Here is an 18,311-nt window from a genome sequence, read left to right on the forward strand (position 1 = left end):
CAGTGTGAGATATTTTTTAATGATATTCATTGCACATTCTCAAACACACAATGCAACTCTGCATACGATGCATCAGCACACTCTGCCATATCTCTGAATTTATTAATTAATTTTCTATTTGTTGCCACTTGTTATCCTTAAAGGTAAATTTTTGTTCGTTACTGCATATTAATGGATTGTGCCATTCAATGCCAAAACCTCTCCCTTCATCGCCCACTATCCAAAAACCTGGATTCTGATAAATAAAAATTTTTACAATAATACGCAAGATGTCCAACATCACACATCATTGTTTTGTGATTGGTTTCGTCTAAAAAACAATATTTTAAATCGATAACAGATTCTATGCGACTACGATTGGTTGGTTCTATAAAATCATATTCCCTATCTACAACAAAAGTTATGCCACCTTGTTTTTTTGGTTAAGATTTCATACATTTTTTCATTTATTGTGTATATTCCACTTTCTTTTTTTGCTAAACTTTTAAATTCATAATATTGTGGGTCAACAAATCGTAAAGAGCACACGCCTATTATCTGTTATAATAGATATTACTAAGATTCCAAGAATCTTAGAATCTTTTCGTGTCTACCCTCTTTGCATTTGTTCTTTCTCTAGTATTTCTTTAGATTTTTTAGAAGTGCATTTGAGTTTAATATTAAGACTAGGGTTGGAGCGAGAATAATTTAGGGGTGTGAGGGTTTGACTTCCTAAAAGATGTTTAGGGTGGAAGTACCTATTATATTTGAGTTTGTGCTATTAGAAATGTTGTTAAAATTTGTGATGTTTGGATTGGCATGTGCGTTATGAGATTGCAGGGATTGATTAAGATCTATATCGTTGGTATTGTTATTTATTTTAGAAACTCTAGCACTAGGTTCTGTATTGCTAGTGAGTTATGAGAGTTGGTATTTGTTTGTAAGATGTAATGTTGTTTGATTGTGAATTCTTAGAATCCATATTGCTAGTTGTAGATTCTATGGAATGAATCTAGTGAAGCACTAGATTCGAACTCATTTGTTTCCACAAAGTAAATGACAAATAGGTTTAGATTTATCTAATTCCATAGCATTATGAAAATCTAAATTACTGGATTCTATTTCTCTAAAGTGACAGGCTCTTAGATCATCACCACCTGCGAGAATGTAGTATAAGTAGATTATAGAGTTAATGTTATCTATATCTTTAGATTTCAAGATTTGTGTATCTATGATTTGGTTGGGTAATTGCCATGATGGTTTCTATTTTTTTGTTTGTTGGGTAGTTAATTTTTTAAAATCTTATTCATCTTATAAAAACCACAACTTCTGTATTTATCACTTTTTATTTCAGCTAAAACATTATAATAAAATTCATTCATATCTTTTTTACAATTATTTGTGATTCTACCATAATGAATTACATTATATAATACATGTCATATTGAGCCGTATTTGCAGAGTTTTGGTATGTAATGGCTTTAGATGTTTCTGATGCTTCCTAATTAGAGACTATGTAGATAGTTTTTTAGATATTTTTTGATGTGCTTGTTGGTTTGGGGAATTTTATCAGTATTAATGTGTGTATAATAAGGATTAATACCGCTATTTATTGTTTGTTTTAGCTTGAGTGGGGTATAATTAAAAATTATTAGGCTTTTACTAATTTCCTATTTTATAACTCTAACTTTAAACTATATTGTATTTTTTATAAGCTTAAATATATAACTTCATGCTCTATTTATAAAGTTTGGGTGCTGAAAAAACTATTCTTACATTATTGCGATATTCAGCATGTGATTGTGTTTGGTTGTGTCCTTATTTAAATGTCTTTGTTTTTGTGATCTTAAATATTCTGAAATATTTTTTGGATATGTGAGATGCAGAGAATAAAAATACTGAAGCTAGGTAAGATTTTATCGCATAGATTTAATGTTGCAAATTTTAAGTAATTTTCCAGCTTATTTAATCCTTTTATATCTAATCTTTTGAGATACTAGGTATTTGCTGATAAAGTGAGAGTTTAGAACTACTTGCATAGGTTGCTTTTTAGTATGCTGATATAATATCTTGAATCTAAAGAGTAAAGCTTAAAAATATGTGAGTATGGATGCAACTTAACCTTGATTTTTATTTATAATGATTGAATGAAGAATGCAAATGCTTTGCCTATTTATATCAAATCCCACAAGGCTATATATAAAAGTTAGCTTAGGACTGTGTGATTAAATAGGCGTGATAAAGATCGTAAGATTTTTTCTTTCAAATGCTACTTTATAGTTAAGTGAGGCTACGTAAAAATTCAACGCAAGAACGAACGCCAATACCACTTGCACCACACGGATTTACACCCCATTCTTTCTCTACATATGCTGGTCCTGCAATATCAACATGCAGCCATTTTTGTTTATATTCCTCTCTAATAAATTCAGCTAAAAATAATCCCGCGGTAATAGCTCCGCCATAGCGAGAGGTTGAAGTATTACTTACATCAGCTATCTTAGATTCTACAAGCTTCTTTAGATGTGCGTTAAAAGGAAGTGTATGTGCTAATTCACCTGATTTTAAAGCAGATTCTACAAACTCCTGTTTTAACTTTTCATTAAAGCCCATGACACCACTCGTATACTCTCCAAGTGCTACGACACATGCACCAGTCAGTGTGGCAAAATCTATAATAAGATCAGCATCGAGGTCTTGCGCATAGCTTAGACAATCCGCCAATACCAATCGCCCTTCAGCATCGGTATTTTTTACTTCAATGCTTTTTTTCTCTCTTGAGATTAATATGTCATCTGGTCGATAAGCATTTTTGCCAATCGCATTATCAGTTATCCCCATGATTGCATGCAACTCAATCTCAAGCTCTAGTTGCACACTAGCTAAAAATGCACCAAGCACCGCACAAGCTCCGCCTTTGTCGGCTTTCATGGTTGTCATATAGTCGGCTGGTTTTAGACTTAATCCGCCTGTATCATATACAAGCCCCTTTCCAACAATAACAACTTTTTTCTTTGCATTTTTTGGTTTATAACTTAAATGAGCTAAATAAGCGGGATAATTTGAGGCTTGATTGACAGCGAGAAATGCTCCCATGCGTTGTTCTTCCATATACGAATTACTACGTAAAGTCGCATTGATCTCAGCATCCTTGTGTTGCTTTGCTAACTTGATAGTTTCATTTTGAGCTAACTCGGATAAAAAGATTGAATTTGCAATATTTGGTGGTGTGTTTACAATATTGCGTACAAAATTCACATTATTGCATATGATCATGACTTGTTGCAACAAACTATCTTTTAAGCCGATGCAATAGATTGTCGTGATAAATTCTGTTTCACCATCTTTCTTATGCTTATACCCCTTGAATTCATAGCTACCAAGCAAAAATCCTTGTAGGATAGCAATCTGTATGCCTTCATCTAATCCCTTGAATGACAGATTTATTTCATTTAACTTAAGAGTTTTTATAGACTTATACGCGGCAGTTATAGCATTAGCATAGTCATCTGCTTCTTTATTCTCTAGACCAACATATAAGATTTTACTCTTCTGTGCAAAAAATATACCACTGCCCTCATATCCACATTCTTTTAAAAGTGTAAAGTCGGGTATCTCTTGATTCCTTTTGGAATCTTCTAACATTGCTTTATCAATAAATAGGATTTTATTACCTTTTTCTTCTTCACTTATAAGTAGATTTATTTTAGACTTATATTGCATTAATATTTTTCCTTAATATGATTTTTTCTCCACCATATAAATATGGCAATAAGGCTTACAATTATAGCCAATAAAATAGCAAATAACAAAAGATTTCCTTTTATTTTTGCAAAAATACCCTGAATAACATTGAGTATCTCTTCGCCAAAATACCAAGCAGGAACAATTGTGATAGCTGCCCATGCCCACGCTGATACTAGATTAATTAGAGCAAATTTTAAAGCAGAATATCGTGTCAAGCCAATACTTATAGGAATGATAGTCCTTAGCCCATACATATATCGTTGGACAAAAATGATAGGCCAACCATATTTTTGCATAAGCCTACTCGCAAGGGCAAATTTACGTCTTTGGCTACGAAATTTTTTATATACATATTCTTTTCGTAATCTACCAATATAAAAGTATATTTGATCTCCAGCAAAACCTCCAAGTCCTGCTATAAAAATACACCAATATACATCTAGGTATCCTTGATGTGCCGCAATCCCTGCAAGCAAAAGTCCCCATTCTCCCTCCAAGATACTCCAGCAAAATAAAATCACATACCCCCAATCTTTTACGTGATTTTCCCACAAGGTTTTAATACTTTCTTCAAGTGAAAAATCTGAATCTTTGATATATAAAAAAAGCGAGGTAACAATTATAATAACAATGCCACCTATGATAATGCTTTTTAGATTCTGCTTTATTTTTTCCATATAAAATCACCTTATTTTTACGAAAAGCACCTATTTTGTAAAATCACTTGTCCTTTTTGTTTTGATCACATAACCTAGTGCTTAGAATCTTTACATTGCAGATTCAATACCTGATGACAACGATCACACACTTCCATGCTCGAATCTGATTTAAATTGCCAACATCTAGGGCACTTTTCTTTTGTGGCCTTATAGATATGATAAATCATATTATCCAATTCAATGTCAAATAAGATATCATTCATACTTGCTTCAGATACACATTCGCTTACCATGAGAAAATCTGCGATTAATTCTTTGTCTTTTTCATATTTTTTTGGTATCGATAAGCTAAGTTCTAAGCTTGATTTTACTATTTTATCTTTTTTAAGTTTATCTACTTGTTCATTAAAAAGGCTTCTAAGATTTAAACATAAATGAATGCTGTTTTGCTTTTCAACATTGCTATCAAAATCATTTATAGAGCTTGGTATATCCATTTTTTCTAATTCAAAGACATTTTTTGCGCCACCCTTAATAACAGATGATGCATAATCTAATGCCTCATCGACCGTATATGTTAGAAATGGTGCGAGTAAATGCAAAATATTATTTGCCAAGATTGCAAATACACTCTGAATTGCAATGCGTTTGGGAGAACTTGGAGAATCACAATATAGACTATCCTTACAAATATCTAAGTAAATTCCACTTAAAGTTGCAGTAATAAATCCATTTAAAACTTGGAACCCTTTTGAAAAGTCATATTCACTAAACAATGAATTGACCTCATTAAACACTTGTTTCGCCTCGTGTAGCACCCATTCATCAATAATACTAAATCTATCACAAATCTTTGTTAATCCTTGTGTGTTTGCAAGTAAAAAGCGGATAGTATTTCTTAATTTTAGATAATTTTCACTCACTTGCTTTAAGATATTTTGTGATATTTTTACATCATTTTGATAATCTGATAAAGCCACCCAAAGGCGTAAAATCTCACTCCCATTTTCGCTAATAATCTTACTTGGTGCAATGACATTACCTTTTGATTTACTCATTTTTTCACTTTTTTCATCGATGGTAAAACCATGTGTAATGATATTTCTAAAGGGAGCTTTATGATTTATCGCACAACCCAACAAAAGAGAGCTTTGAAACCAACCTCTATGCTGATCACTTCCCTCCAAATATACATCAGCAGGTATGTGTCCGCTATTATAGATGTTGTTATCTAGCACAGCAAACCAAGTGCTACCACTATCAAACCACACATCCAAAATGTGCATGTTTTTTTCATACTGACTCGCCTTGTCTCTATATGCAGTAGGCAATAGGTCAATAACTTCTCTCTCCCACCATACATCACAGCCATGCTCTTCAAACAAAGATTCGATGTGATTTGTTAGCATCTCATCAAATAGGGGTTCACCGCTTTCCTTATCTATGAAAAATGCAATAGGGACACCCCAGTCTCGCTGTCTTGATATACACCAATCAGGGCGATTTTCTACCATGCTTTTTATACGATTTATCCCATTTTTTGGATAGAATCTAGTATTCTCAATTTCTTGTAGAGCAACTTCGCGGAGCGTTTTTCCATTATGATATGGTTTATCCATGAGAATAAACCATTGCTTTGTAGCACGGAATATGATGGGTTTATTTGTTCGCCAACAATGTGGGTATGAATGCAGGATTTCTTCATGATGCAATAGGGCTTTTTTGTCTTTTAAAATTTCAAGTATTCTTTTTTGCGCTTTAAAAATATGTGTACCAATAAATTCACTTACTACTTCTTTTTCAAATAGTCCCAATGTCGCAACACTTTCATCAAAACATCCAGAATCATCAACAGGCATAATTACAGGTAAATCATATTTCAAACATGTAAAATAGTCATCTTCACCATGACCAGGGGCATTATGTACTGCTCCACTACCATCTTCCATGCTTACATACTCTGCCAAAATCAGCATAGAATCTCTATTATTTAGAGGGTTTATAGCATATTGTTTTTCAAAAGTTTTAGAATCTATTGTTGCAAGTATTTCGCCTTGTATGATACCTCTTTCTTTTAGTTTTACATAAAGTTTTTCGGCAATGATTGCACCATCACTAACGAGCACATAAGCTTCATGGGGATTTAGTGCAATAGCGACATTACTTGGAAGCGTCCATGGTGTCGTCGTCCAAATGAGCATATACGGAGGGACTTTTGTATCATAAGCTTCTAGTCCTAAGACTTGTATAGTGCGTTGTTGCAAAGGGAATGCTACAAATATGGAATCTGATTTTTTGTCTTTATATTCCACCTCAGCTTCAGCTAACGCACTTTTTGCTGCCCAGCTCCAAAAGATTGGCTTACTTCTTTGTGTTAATAATCCAGCCTGTGCTACCTTTACAAGTGCGCGGTAAATATCGGCCTCGAATTTATACTTCATTGTTTTATATGGATTATCAAAATCTCCTACAACACCAAATGATAAAAACTCATTTTTTTGTATTTCTACAAATTTTTCTGCATGTTTTCTACATGCTGATCGAATTTCAAGCTTAGTTGGAATCTTTTTCTCCGCTTCAAATGCACTGCTTACTTGTTGTTCTATTGGCAAGCCATGACAATCCCAGCCAGTCGTATAAAACACTTGTTTTCCTTGAAAATAATGATACTTGACAATAAAATCTTTTAGAATCTTATTTAACGCATGTCCTACATGTAGGTGTCCATTTGCGTATGGTGGTCCATCATGGAGTGTAAAGGTGTTTGATATACTATTGTTTGTTTTTGTTGTATTTGCTTTGGTTTTATTCATCGTGTGATATGCATATTCTCGCCATTGCTTATATCGTTCTGGTTCTTTTTGTGGCAGATTGCCTTTCATGGGAAAATCTGTTTTTGGCAGTATTAGTGTGTCCTTATAGTCTTTTTGTACTTGCTCCATATCTTTCCTTTTGTGTTTGTAAAAGAGGTAATTTTAACAAATTTTCACAAAGGATTCTACAATATTTGCTTCTGTTTGTAAGTTTTTATGCAAAGCGTTATGTTACTTTCTTTCTTGTTCTATTGTTCCTTGATAACTCTTATTTGTTTATGCAAGACTATTGAAACTTGTAGTACTCCTACATTTGATTTAAAATATCATAGCTTCTAATGTGGTATTAGCACGATATTTAAAATTTTATAATACGCTAAGGGGGTCTTAATATCAGAAGGAATTGTCGCAAAAAAAAGGAGGTTGCATTGTATCTTGTTATTTTGGCGTATTTGCTATTGCTTGTTGCCCCTGCAATAGTACTAAATATTTTGCAAATGCGTTATGTACAAACTTATGCTACAAAAAAGCCAGTTATTCTGAATGCACACGATTATAATATTGCTGCAAACTACGCTATTACGAGGTGTAAAGTCGCTTTGATAGAACATATTTTTAGTTTTATCGTGTTGATTTTTTGGTTGCAATTTGGCATTGCTTATCTTACACAATTTTGTGATGCACAGCCAGTGAGTAATTTTGGCACAGATTTACTTGTGATTTTATCTTTTCTTGTGCTGCATACTCTTATTTATGTGCCTTTTAGCATACTTCATAAACTCATAGACACTCACTATGGTTTTAACAGACAGAGTGTAAAAGATTTTATACTTGATGGTGTAAAAATGTTGTGTATTAGTGGGATTTTGTTGAGTATTATTTTTGCCATATTGTTATGGATTATAGAGACTCTTAGTATGTGGTGGATCGTTGGTTTTTGCGTTGTGTTTGCCTTTCTTATTTTTATGCAGTTGATTTATCCAACTCTTATTGCACCAATGTTTAATAAATTCACACCCCTAAAGGACGAAAGACTTAATCAGAGAATTGCAATGCTTATGGAGCGTGCAGGGTTTCGTAGCAGTGGTATTTTTGTTGTTGATGCAAGTAGAAGGGATGGTAGGCTTAATGCGTATTTTGGTGGTTTGGGAAGTTTAAAAAGAGTGGTTTTATTTGATACGTTGCTTGATAAGATTAGCGAAGATGGACTTATTGCGATTTTAGGACATGAGCTTGGTCACTTTAAGCATGGCGATATAATACAGAATATTGTAATAAGCGGTTTTATTTTATTTGCTATGTTTGCTGTTATGGGCTTATTTTTTGATTCTTTGTGTTTGTATTTGGGATTGCCCCTTACAGATAGTAATATTCTTATACTCGCTATCTTGCTTTTTCCTGTTTTGTCGTTTTTATTTATGCCAATACAAAGTTATTTTAGTAGAAAGGCAGAATATAGGGCTGATGCATTTGGTGCATCTTGTGTAAGTAATAAAGCACTCAGCGAAGCTTTAGTGCGTCTTGTAAATGAAAATAAAGCATTCCCTTATTCACACCCAGCTTATATATTTTTTTACTATTCTCATCCACCGCTTTTAGAGCGACTTAAGGCACTTGGGGGATTATATAATGGAAATTGATTTATTGTTGCGTGTTGCAATTGCGTTTTTAAAAGATATGAATCTTGAAGAATTTAAGAAGCTTGTGTATGAAACACAATTTCTGCTCGCAGATATTAATTCCTTTGAGTCTGAAAAATTACCTAAAGATTCTGTAAAAGAGCATAACAAATCACATCAATCCCTTGATATAAAAGAACCAGAATTTCATATTGTAAGTCCGCGTTATGAAGCAGAGATTCTGCTTGGATATATTCTCAATATGACTCGTGTAGAACTGCATACACATGCAAAAAAGGAAGTTACTGATTTTGATAAACAGCGTTACTTTAAAATGCTTGCGATGCGGAAGAATGGTATGCCGCTTGAATATTTAACAAATAGAGTGAGCTTTTATGATTTAGAGCTTTATATTAATGATAAGGTGTTAATTCCTCGTCATGAGACAGAACTTTTAGTTGAGCATGCCTTAGAGATTATCAAAGCACACAATATTACGCATTTTGTGGAAGTGGGTGTGGGTAGCGGTGCAATTAGTGCAGCCATTCTTACACATACCGAGGAGACTTGTGTGGTTGCGACTGATATTAGCAAAGAGGCACTCAATGTTGCAAGGTATAATATGCAACAACTTGGTTTAGAAAGTCGTTGTGAATTTGTAGAATCTGATTTGCTCTTATCGCCATATCTTATTATGCGTAAACCAATCACGCTTTTAGTATCTAATCCCCCATATATTGCAAATAACTATCCACTCAATCAAGAAGTGTTATGTGAACCACATGTTGCACTTTTTGGTGGCGAAAATGGTGATGAGATTCTCAAGAAATTAATAGTGCAAGCTCGAGAAAAACAAATACAATTCCTCATATGTGAAATGGGTTATGATCAAAAAGAAAGTATGCAAGAAGCACTTCTAAACTCAGGTTATAAGCCAACCTTTTATAAAGACTATGCAGGTTTTGATAGGGGTTTTATTGCAAAACTTATGTTCTAAGATTCCATACAATCAGGATTTTACATGAAAAGAGTATACCATTATGTCAGTATTTTGTTGATGCTTTGTAGTATTTGTGTGCTTGTATTCGCGAAGAATTCAGCGAATATAGATCTAAAAACACAAACACCAAAAGATACAGAAGCCTTGCCTTTGCATTTTGAGAGTTTAGCTCTCCTGTTTCAGCATACTGTAGATATCTCATGGCAGATTCACACATTGCAAGGAAATTATGATTTTAAGCAAAAAGAGAAATTAACCGAACAAAAAAGCCTTTTATTACACAATTTTATAAGCAATATAAAAAATACTAAACAAGACATAGGCTTTGATACCGACAAGAACAAACAAATGCAAATGCAAATTGAGATGCGACTTAAGGATGCGGAAATACAACATAATCATAGTATGCTATTGCATGAAAATATTGCTAAAAATAGCCTCATCATTGAATCTCATCTTGCTATTCTTTTTAAAAAATTAAGAAAACAAATTGATTTCTTTTCACAGAAACAAAAGGTAGTTGATATTTTACGTCCAACATTGCAAGCTCTAAATGCTATGCCAACAACTTTTGATATACTCAAGGAAATTCCTACAACACAGCAAAAAGATCTGCAATTACAAATAGAGCGGTATCGGAACATGCTTGCAACTGCTCTTGAAATTACTTCCTATTTGGAATGGCATGCAGATGAGCTTGTGCCACAGAACACAATATTGCATACGAGTATACGCTGGACATTGCAGTTTCTTTCAAATTTTATGGATGTGAATCATGATAACTTAGTTTTTATCAAGGTGCTTTTATCAATCCTATGTTTCGTTATTCTATGGGCGTATCGTAAACTTATTACAAATCTTGTTGTTTATTTGATGGGGCTTACCATTCATTTCACAAAACAAGATAAAGAACTACATTCTACTATTCAGAAGAATTTATTGCGACCAATTTCTTTATTTTTATTTGCATGGAGTTTGCGTGTTTGTATAGGCGTGTTATATTATCCGCAGTTGCAACCAGAAGAAATTGAAGTATGGTTTAATATTCTCTATATAATTAATGTCGCATGGTTTGCACTAGCCTTAATAAAAAGTTATGGAACAGTGCTATTAACAAAGATTTTGCAAAAGACAAATAATGAATTTAGACGAGAGATTATAAATCTTATGTTAAAAGCTCTGTATGCAGTTGTTGTCATTATTGCATGTTTGCTTATTTTAAAATATTTGGGTTTCAATGTGTCTGCAATTATTGCATCGCTTGGTTTAGGTGGATTGGCTGTTGCACTTGCTGTAAAAGATATACTCGCAAACTTTTTTGCCTCAATTATGCTTTTATTTGATAATTCTTTTTCCCAAGGAGATTGGATTGAGTGTAATGGTATTGATGGTGTTGTAGTGGAGATTGGACTACGCAAGACTACTGTTCGCACCGCAGATAATGCCCTGCTTTTTGTCCCAAATGCCGAATTAGCTGGAAAAATTATATGCAATTGGAGTCGTAGAAAGGCGGGTAGAAGAATAAAAATGAGTATAGGTGTTACATATAATGCAGATGAGGCAAAACTAAAAAAATGTGTTGCCAATATTAAACAAATGCTTACAGATCATCCAGACATAACGACAACGCCAACATATAATCAAGAAGAAATGCGGCTTATGACTCTAAGAAAAGATATTGTTTCTCTTGAAGATTTTTTGGGCTATAAAAGTGGGCTTTTTGTGTGTGTGGAAGCCCTTGCTGATAGCTCGATCAATATTTTAGTAGAATGTTTTACTCAAAGTGTTTCAAAGAGAGATTATGTTGAAATAAGAGAAGATGTAATATTTAAAATTATGGCAATTGTGCAGGAGTGTGGCTTAAGCTTTGCTTTTCCCAGTCAAAGCATTTATGTAGAAACGCTTGCAAAATGAGGATTAAGGTAAAACAATCTATTAATGCAGGTTTTACGAACATATATGTGGGATAATGTGGCAAGTGATAATTGTTAGTATCCAAATAATAATGAATTAGATAGGTTTAATAAACTTATAAAATGTTCGATATTATGGAACCTATTCTTAATATAAGGATTTGATTATGCAGGATACAATAGATTTTCATCGTAGGGCGAGTTTTGCAAAGATTGCAGGTGTAGGTGCTTTAGGTGTAGGTGCACTATCTGGTGTAAAGCTTCAAGCTGAAGAGATTAATGAAGCAACAGAGCAGATACGCAAACAAAACTATATTAACATTAATCCGCTTTATGTAGATAGTGATAAAGTGTTGCTTCCAAAAATGCAGATGAAGCTGCAAAAAGATTCTGTTGGACTTGTCGTTGTGAATCCACAGATTGATTTTCTTAGTCCAAAGGGTATTGGTTGGAGTTTGTATGGTGCTAGTATCAAGGAAAACAACACGATTGAAAATATCAGTATGCTTTTTCGAGTTGCAAAGGCGTTGCGTTTACCTACATTTGTATCATATGTGGTGTGGAATAGTCAGGATTTAAAAATATTACCAAAAACACCTATGAAAAATTTTGTGCGTGGGACAAAACTTGCTTATGGTAATGGCACAGGCTTAAATGCTAATAATATTGAACAAAGTGGTGCTGACTTTCTACCTGAATATAAATCTTTTATACTCGATAATAAAACTATACTTACAACACCTAGAAAAGATTTTGGACTTAAAGGAAGTGATTTAACAACGCAGTTGCGTATTAGTGGGATTAAGCAAGTAATTTTATGCGGCATGGATGCAAATGTACATCTTGATTCTCATTTGCGTGATTTGCTTGCAGAGGGTTTTGAGGTGGGCATCGTACGCGATGCTACCGCAGGAGCAAAACTGCCCGAAGGCGATGGGTATCTTGCAGGACTTATCAATTTTCGCTTTATTGCACATGAACTTTTTTTTACAGCAGATATTGTGCAGAGATTGCAACATATGTGATTAATGTATTCTGGATTATGGTAAATAAATGGGAATATAGAGTTTTGTAAAATCGATAGGAATGTTGAGAAGATGTTATCAAATTAACTATTTTTGATTTATAATGCGAGGCATTTAAATAAAAGGTTTTTTATGTGGATGACAAACGAAGTTACAAAAAGTTTTCAAAACCAATATTCTATTACAAATAAGTTTGCAGATTATAAAGGTAAAACAATTGATATTGAATTGTTTAGTAGCGAGGTGTTGCAACAAATTGCACTCATTAGCTTTAAAGGTGATGGAAAAGAGCAGATACGAAAAGTTGTAATGACACAACGCTATAACTTTATTGAAAGTGAGATGCTTGCATATATTCCATATTGCGTTACTACAAATCCAAAAAAGGCTCTCATTTGTGGGACTTTAAATGTAGCAATTGCCAATCATCTTGCACAACACAATATCAGCGTAGATATGGTTGTAGGTGACATGGAAGCACTTTACACATTAAGCGGTTTTATCCCTGGTTTTAAAGAAATAAAAGAGAATCCAAATATTACTTTTTATGAGCGATTTATGGATATCAAACAGAGTGGCTATGATATTATTATTTATGTTTCTAGCCCAAAACCACATGAATTTGAAGCACTAAGAAAAATGGCAAATGAAAAGTTTGTTTGTATTTTTGGACTTGCAAATTGTTATCTTGAGCCAAGCATTGCTCTTGATACGTTAGCTTGTGGTATGAAGTTTGGGCATGTAATGATGCCTTTTATGCTTCCTATGCTTATGCCTAGTTTTTATGCTTTTTTAAGTAATTATGCTCATCCTTTAGCGGATTTACAATTACAAAAGAGTGATATGCTTGATAATTTACAATGTTATAATGCAAACTTGCATACTAGTGTTTTTAGACTTCCCGTATTTTTGCGGCATATTTTTGCACCTTATGTGAAAAACTAGACAGATTCTGATTTATTTATGCTCTGTTTCAAGGCAAAAGCAGGTGTATGAAATTTAAGCATTAGCTTAAGCTAAATACCTATGTTATTGGTTTCTTGAGATTGTGTATTATTTGTAAGGGTTAGCCCTTATATAGGTGATTTAAGCGACGTATAGTAATATGTGTGTTGCTTTTTGTGTGTTAATACAGCATCATTTCTTCTTTTTCCTTTGAGCTATTTACAAGCATTTCAACTGGAAAAACACGTCTTAAAATATTAAATGGTGCTTTGATGATATCAGCAGCAAGTGTGATATTAACCTTTGGGTCAGTATATTTACCGCTTAGAATCAAGTTTGTACTAATCTGACCTTCTCGCCCCAGTATCAAATAGCCAACAATTGGAATCTTATTGATAAATTTGCTGAGATTTTTGATTGTAGAAATATTTAAATTCACATTCATTTCTTGCGTATCAATATCAATGATACCTTGTCCGTTTATATCCATGGAACTGCCAAGCAAAAATATATTCTGCAAACCAACATAATCGCTATTGATTGCAAAAAGTACCTTGCCATAATTTACTTGATAGCCTTTGGTAGAAATATGTGGATCTTTAAACATAAAGAGTGAGGGCACCGTATCAATAAGAGCAAAAATATTTTGCACTGATTTAAAATCAATTAATGCAGTATTTTGAAGTTCTATTGAGGCATTTAAGATTCCGCCACGATAGATTCCATCCAAACTAAAAGCCCCACCATTAAGCATTTTTTTACCACCTTTTGAAGAAGCCAATATAAGATTAATAAAATCTCCACTAAAGTTTTTTGCTTTTATATAGACATTATCTTTAATAAGCGAGGCATTTAAAATCCCTTTGTCATATTGTCCATCAATTATAATACGACTATCAATAAATCGAATATTTACTGAATCAAATGGCACGGTATAACCCAAAAAACTAAATTGCAAATCTTCACCTATAATGTTGAAATCCAAAGGATTAATATTTAATTGTTTTCTTATTTTGTTTTTAATTGCAATAAATTTGAGTTCTTGCAATATTGCAGCTTCAGAATAGGGTAGAGCATCCTTTTGTTTATCTTTAAATAAATCTACAAAAAATGGAATATTGGATTGCATAGCCTCATCAATATCAATGCGATAACCCCTCATGCGTAGCATACTAAGCGAATCTTGACTTTTAAAATCGATATCATCATTGACTAAAATCACAATAGAATCATCTTGTAGATGCCCTTTTAGACTTAAATCTGTAACACGTTCATGTTTAATGGTATATAGTGGGTGCTTTAGCTTTGTGAGATTAAGTGTAAAATCTATGCGTTTAAAGCTTTCTTCTTTTGTTTCTGGATAGGGTGTGGTTTGTAAATTAAAATCGCCATGTGTGATTCCATAATATCGTGCTAGTGGCGAAAATTGCAAAATATTTTCAATTTTTGCAATATTTAATTGCAGATTTTTACCATTTTCTAAATGTAAGCTTAATGCTGGAATATCAAGGATAATCTTATTGTTGGCAAAAGATAGATTAAGATGAATATTTGCATTGTTTATATTAAGAAAGTCTTGATCTAGCATAAATGAATCTTTTTCTTTTTCTATTGTTTGTTTTGCTAACTCTGTAAGCTCTTTTGTACTTAATGGTTGAAATGGTTGTGTGCTTTTTGTGCGAATCTTTAAATCATTCCATACAGGATTGCTTTTTAAATTTTTCAATACATTTTCATCCTCTTGTGCTTTTTGCCCATTATCTTTTATATTTTTCTTTGGCAAAGCCTTAATCACTTCAGGCGATATTTCTTTATTTTGCAATTGCTGTTTTTTTGCATCTTCTAGTAACTTGTATGAGTTATTATTTGCATTATTGTCTGTCACCTGCATATTGGTTTGTTGCACTATATAACCATCAAAATGCTTTAGAAGTTTTTGCGTATTGATTGGTAGGCTATTTTCTTCAAAATAGATTCCGCTATTATTTAAATTATTATCTTGTGTAAAATCTTTGGAACTTACATGTAGGGCAGGGTGAGCTATATTGCTTAGTTGTCCTGTTTTGATAAGGTTTTCAGTATAACTTGAGTTTTTGGTATTTAAAGTCACTTTATTATTGTTTGGGCTATTTTCTTGTTTTTTGTTATTGATATTTAACGCGTGTGTAGTTGATCTATTGGACACTAGTCTTAAATCTTTTAGATTGTGTGTGTTTAAGATCGCTTTATGTATATAGGCATTTGCTTGTATATTATGCTTACTGATATCAAACAAGACATTTACATTTGCATCTACAAGTCTTTGCCATTTTACCCTTTCACCATTGATATATACATTTTTTTGATTTGGTGTGATGTCAAGAGCTATATTGAGCGTATTGGCTTTGAGCGGTATGTCATACAACTTCAAGCTAGTATTTTGTGCTTGAATGACACCTTGCAATGAAAATAGTGGTTGTGTTGGAGTTTTATCATTATGTCGTATTGCAATTTGTAGATGCATGCTTGTTGTCTCTTTTGTGTTTGACTTAGCTAGATTTGGATTGTATAAGAGTTCGTTTGTCAGTGTTGTATTTGGATTTAATTCCAGAATCTTTTCATACAAATTCTCATTATTCATCATATTTTGTGTTTGTTTTTTATCTGTATTTGTTTGAAGTACTTGTTTGGTTTGCAGGGCTTTTGTTACAATGTTTTCTGTAATATTTATTGCACTATCTATTGTAGTTTTAGTGTTTTCAGTTTTTGCCTTGATCTTGGTTTGTTTTGATTGTTTAACATTTTGTGTGAGTAGATCCTGTGTGATAGGTAAAACAACTCCGTAATGCTCTAAAAGCTTGGCAAGATTAGAGTCAAATCTCACATTTTTTCCATGTAATTCAATGATTACATCACTATGTGGCATATTTGCTATGAGTACTTCTGATTGGGCAAGATTCATACCTGCAAATGTAGCATTGATTGGGGTAATTCTTAGACTAGAATCTTCAAAGGCTACAACCATTTGTTCCGCAAGGATTGGCTTTACACCAGTTGCTAAAGTGGCTTTTGGCTTTTCTACAATAATTTCTGCTGTTGTGTTATGTAGTAATGTGTTGCCTATATCATCTAGTTTTATGTGTGCAGACAGATTGCTTAAATATAGTGTTTCATATTTAATATTGTTAAATAGCCAGTCTTGCAAGGTTTGCTTCAATTTGAGGTTTTGTATATCATCTATAAATGGTTTTATAATGGCGAGATTATCAAATGTGCTGCTTTTTGCGTTTAAGTCAATTTCACTAAAGTTTGTTTTACCTGAAAGTAGAAGTTGTTGATCTATATTATTATCTTTTATTGCTGCTATATCAAAGAAGAGTTGCTTTTTTGGTATAGAAAAGAGAAATGATCCCTCAAAGTGTAGTGGCAATGTTTTTAACTGAAATTTATTAATGTTAAGTTGTATATTATTGTGGTTGTTATTGATAGCAAAGTCTGCATCAAATAAAGTGCCTTGTACACGATAAATTGTATCTGTGTAATCAATACTCCATGTGTGATTATTTGGCAATATAAGCTCTTTTATGTTTAGTTTTTCAAAGTAGCTTAGAACATATAATGTTCGTTGTGTGTATTGTATGATTTGCTGTAGAATATCATTAAAATGTTTTGTCTCTTGTGTATCGTCATCATTATTTCCCAAAGCACTTAAATCAACCGATTCGACTTCCATTATTAATTTATTTTTTAGTTGCAAAAAAGTATTATTGATTACTACATTGCCAAATTGTAATTTTTTAAAAGAAATCCCATTTGATAGAATTTGATAGCCTACAATTGTGATACCAAGGATTGTTATAAAAAATATAATAAGTCTTAATAGCGGGTTGCGTTTTTTCTTTGTTTTATTTTCTTGAGCTTTATTAGTCTTTTTTTCTGTGGTATCAGCTTTTATGTATATCGCAGGCTTTTTTACATCAGATTCTGATATATTAGATTCTATTAATTCTTGTTTTACTATCTGTAGGCTATCGTTAAAGTCTTTTTTGTTTGAGGTGTCATTTGTGATGTTAGGATTATTAGAATCTTGTGTTTGCATGGTTATTTTATTCCTTAAGTGTGTGAGATTGCTACTATTGTTACTTTGCTTTAATGGTAGTATTGTCTGTTTTAGTGTATGATTATTGCTTGAAAAATCTGAGTGAGGAATGTTTATGTGGTTTAAGTTTTGTTGTAAGGTGCGACTGGTTTCTTGCAAATTCAAGCTATTCTTAAGTGATTTTTGTGCATTCAGATTTTCTTCTAGGAGTGCTTTTGCTTCTTTGGCATCTAAGTTACTTAAATCTGATGTGGCTAAGTCCAACTTAGCTGAATCTAGAGTATTGGCTATAAATTCTTGTTCCTCTTCACCTAAATCGCTCCTATTGGATAAGGCAGAGGCTGATTCTCTTATGTCCTTGGAATCAAGATTTACAAACTCATCTCTAGCATTTACTTGGAGTAGTGGAGCCCTGACATCACCCTCATCACCTCGAATGACTTCACAAGCCTCTAATTTCAAAACACTATTGTTTTGGCTTTCTTCTAAATTGCAATCTAAATTTTCATTATTTTCTTTACCTGGCATTATAA

Annotated in this window: 10 protein-coding genes; 5 read left to right on the top strand and 5 right to left on the bottom strand. The window is 32.9% G+C overall.

The genetic code is table 11. The annotated features are described in order from the left end of the window. Nucleotides 1–106: 106 nt before the first annotated feature. From LS81_RS11355 to ileS, 4 genes are all read right to left on the bottom strand, one after another. Entirely contained in the window at nucleotides 107–280 is a 174-nt protein-coding gene (locus LS81_RS11355) for a hypothetical protein (RefSeq protein WP_158659422.1), read from the bottom strand. A 1,979-nt stretch (nucleotides 281–2,259) separates the two neighbouring features. Beyond that, nucleotides 2,260–3,702, bottom strand: a complete 1,443-nt coding sequence (locus LS81_RS08945) for a leucyl aminopeptidase (protein WP_034344431.1) — start codon at nucleotides 3,700–3,702, stop codon at nucleotides 2,260–2,262. Then, a complete protein-coding gene (locus LS81_RS08950) occupies nucleotides 3,702–4,403 on the bottom strand; it encodes a DedA family protein (RefSeq protein ID WP_034344429.1) in 702 nt (233 codons plus the stop codon). The genes LS81_RS08945 and LS81_RS08950 overlap by 1 nt, the downstream gene beginning before the upstream one ends. A gap of 74 nt (nucleotides 4,404–4,477) precedes the next feature. Continuing rightward, nucleotides 4,478–7,327, bottom strand: coding sequence for an isoleucine--tRNA ligase (ileS, locus tag LS81_RS08955; protein WP_104696530.1), 2,850 nt, complete (start codon nucleotides 7,325–7,327; stop codon nucleotides 4,478–4,480). A 368-nt stretch (nucleotides 7,328–7,695) separates the two neighbouring features. Here ileS and LS81_RS08960 point away from each other — a divergent pair, with 368 nt between their 5' ends. The 5 genes from LS81_RS08960 to LS81_RS08980 all read left to right on the top strand — a co-directional run bounded on the left by LS81_RS08960 (nucleotide 7,696) and on the right by LS81_RS08980 (nucleotide 13,700). Next, nucleotides 7,696–8,838, top strand: coding sequence for a M48 family metallopeptidase (locus LS81_RS08960; RefSeq protein WP_237022220.1), 1,143 nt, complete (start codon nucleotides 7,696–7,698; stop codon nucleotides 8,836–8,838). Next, complete coding sequence (gene prmC / locus LS81_RS08965; RefSeq protein ID WP_052096518.1) at nucleotides 8,828–9,814, top strand: peptide chain release factor N(5)-glutamine methyltransferase; 987 nt, start codon at nucleotides 8,828–8,830, stop codon at nucleotides 9,812–9,814. The genes LS81_RS08960 and prmC overlap by 11 nt, the downstream gene beginning before the upstream one ends. 24 nt (nucleotides 9,815–9,838) lie before the next feature. After that, on the top strand, nucleotides 9,839–11,731 hold the full coding sequence (locus LS81_RS08970) for a mechanosensitive ion channel family protein (protein ID WP_034345895.1): 1,893 nt from the start codon (nucleotides 9,839–9,841) through the stop codon (nucleotides 11,729–11,731). 166 nt (nucleotides 11,732–11,897) lie between these two features. Further along, nucleotides 11,898–12,755, top strand: a complete 858-nt coding sequence (locus tag LS81_RS08975; protein ID WP_034345898.1) for an isochorismatase family protein — start codon at nucleotides 11,898–11,900, stop codon at nucleotides 12,753–12,755. 132 nt (nucleotides 12,756–12,887) lie between these two features. Next, the gene (locus LS81_RS08980) at nucleotides 12,888–13,700 is read left to right on the top strand and encodes a spermine/spermidine synthase domain-containing protein (RefSeq protein ID WP_034345901.1); all 813 of its coding nucleotides are present in this window, start codon (nucleotides 12,888–12,890) and stop codon (nucleotides 13,698–13,700) included. 181 nt (nucleotides 13,701–13,881) lie between these two features. Here LS81_RS08980 and LS81_RS08985 read toward each other — a convergent pair whose 3' ends face one another. Further along, the gene (locus LS81_RS08985; protein WP_158659421.1) at nucleotides 13,882–18,306 is read right to left on the bottom strand and encodes a YhdP family protein; all 4,425 of its coding nucleotides are present in this window, start codon (nucleotides 18,304–18,306) and stop codon (nucleotides 13,882–13,884) included. Nucleotides 18,307–18,311 lie beyond the last annotated feature (5 nt).

It is taken from the genome of Helicobacter trogontum (assembly GCF_000765905.2).
Lineage (GTDB): Bacteria > Campylobacterota > Campylobacteria > Campylobacterales > Helicobacteraceae > Helicobacter_A > Helicobacter_A trogontum.

Coding starts and splice junctions, on each gene's coding strand:
- LS81_RS08975 (WP_034345898.1), top strand. CDS start 11,898: ATGCAGGATACAATAGATTTTCATCGTAGGGCGAGTTTTGCAAAGATT.
- LS81_RS08960 (WP_237022220.1), top strand. CDS start 7,696: ATGCGTTATGTACAAACTTATGCTACAAAAAAGCCAGTTATTCTGAAT.
- LS81_RS08970 (WP_034345895.1), top strand. CDS start 9,839: ATGAAAAGAGTATACCATTATGTCAGTATTTTGTTGATGCTTTGTAGT.
- LS81_RS08980 (WP_034345901.1), top strand. CDS start 12,888: ATGTGGATGACAAACGAAGTTACAAAAAGTTTTCAAAACCAATATTCT.
- LS81_RS08985 (WP_158659421.1), bottom strand. CDS start 18,306: ATGCCAGGTAAAGAAAATAATGAAAATTTAGATTGCAATTTAGAAGAA.
- ileS (WP_104696530.1), bottom strand. CDS start 7,327: ATGGAGCAAGTACAAAAAGACTATAAGGACACACTAATACTGCCAAAA.
- LS81_RS08945 (WP_034344431.1), bottom strand. CDS start 3,702: ATGCAATATAAGTCTAAAATAAATCTACTTATAAGTGAAGAAGAAAAA.
- LS81_RS11355 (WP_158659422.1), bottom strand. CDS start 280: ATGTTGGACATCTTGCGTATTATTGTAAAAATTTTTATTTATCAGAAT.
- prmC (WP_052096518.1), top strand. CDS start 8,828: ATGGAAATTGATTTATTGTTGCGTGTTGCAATTGCGTTTTTAAAAGAT.
- LS81_RS08950 (WP_034344429.1), bottom strand. CDS start 4,403: ATGGAAAAAATAAAGCAGAATCTAAAAAGCATTATCATAGGTGGCATT.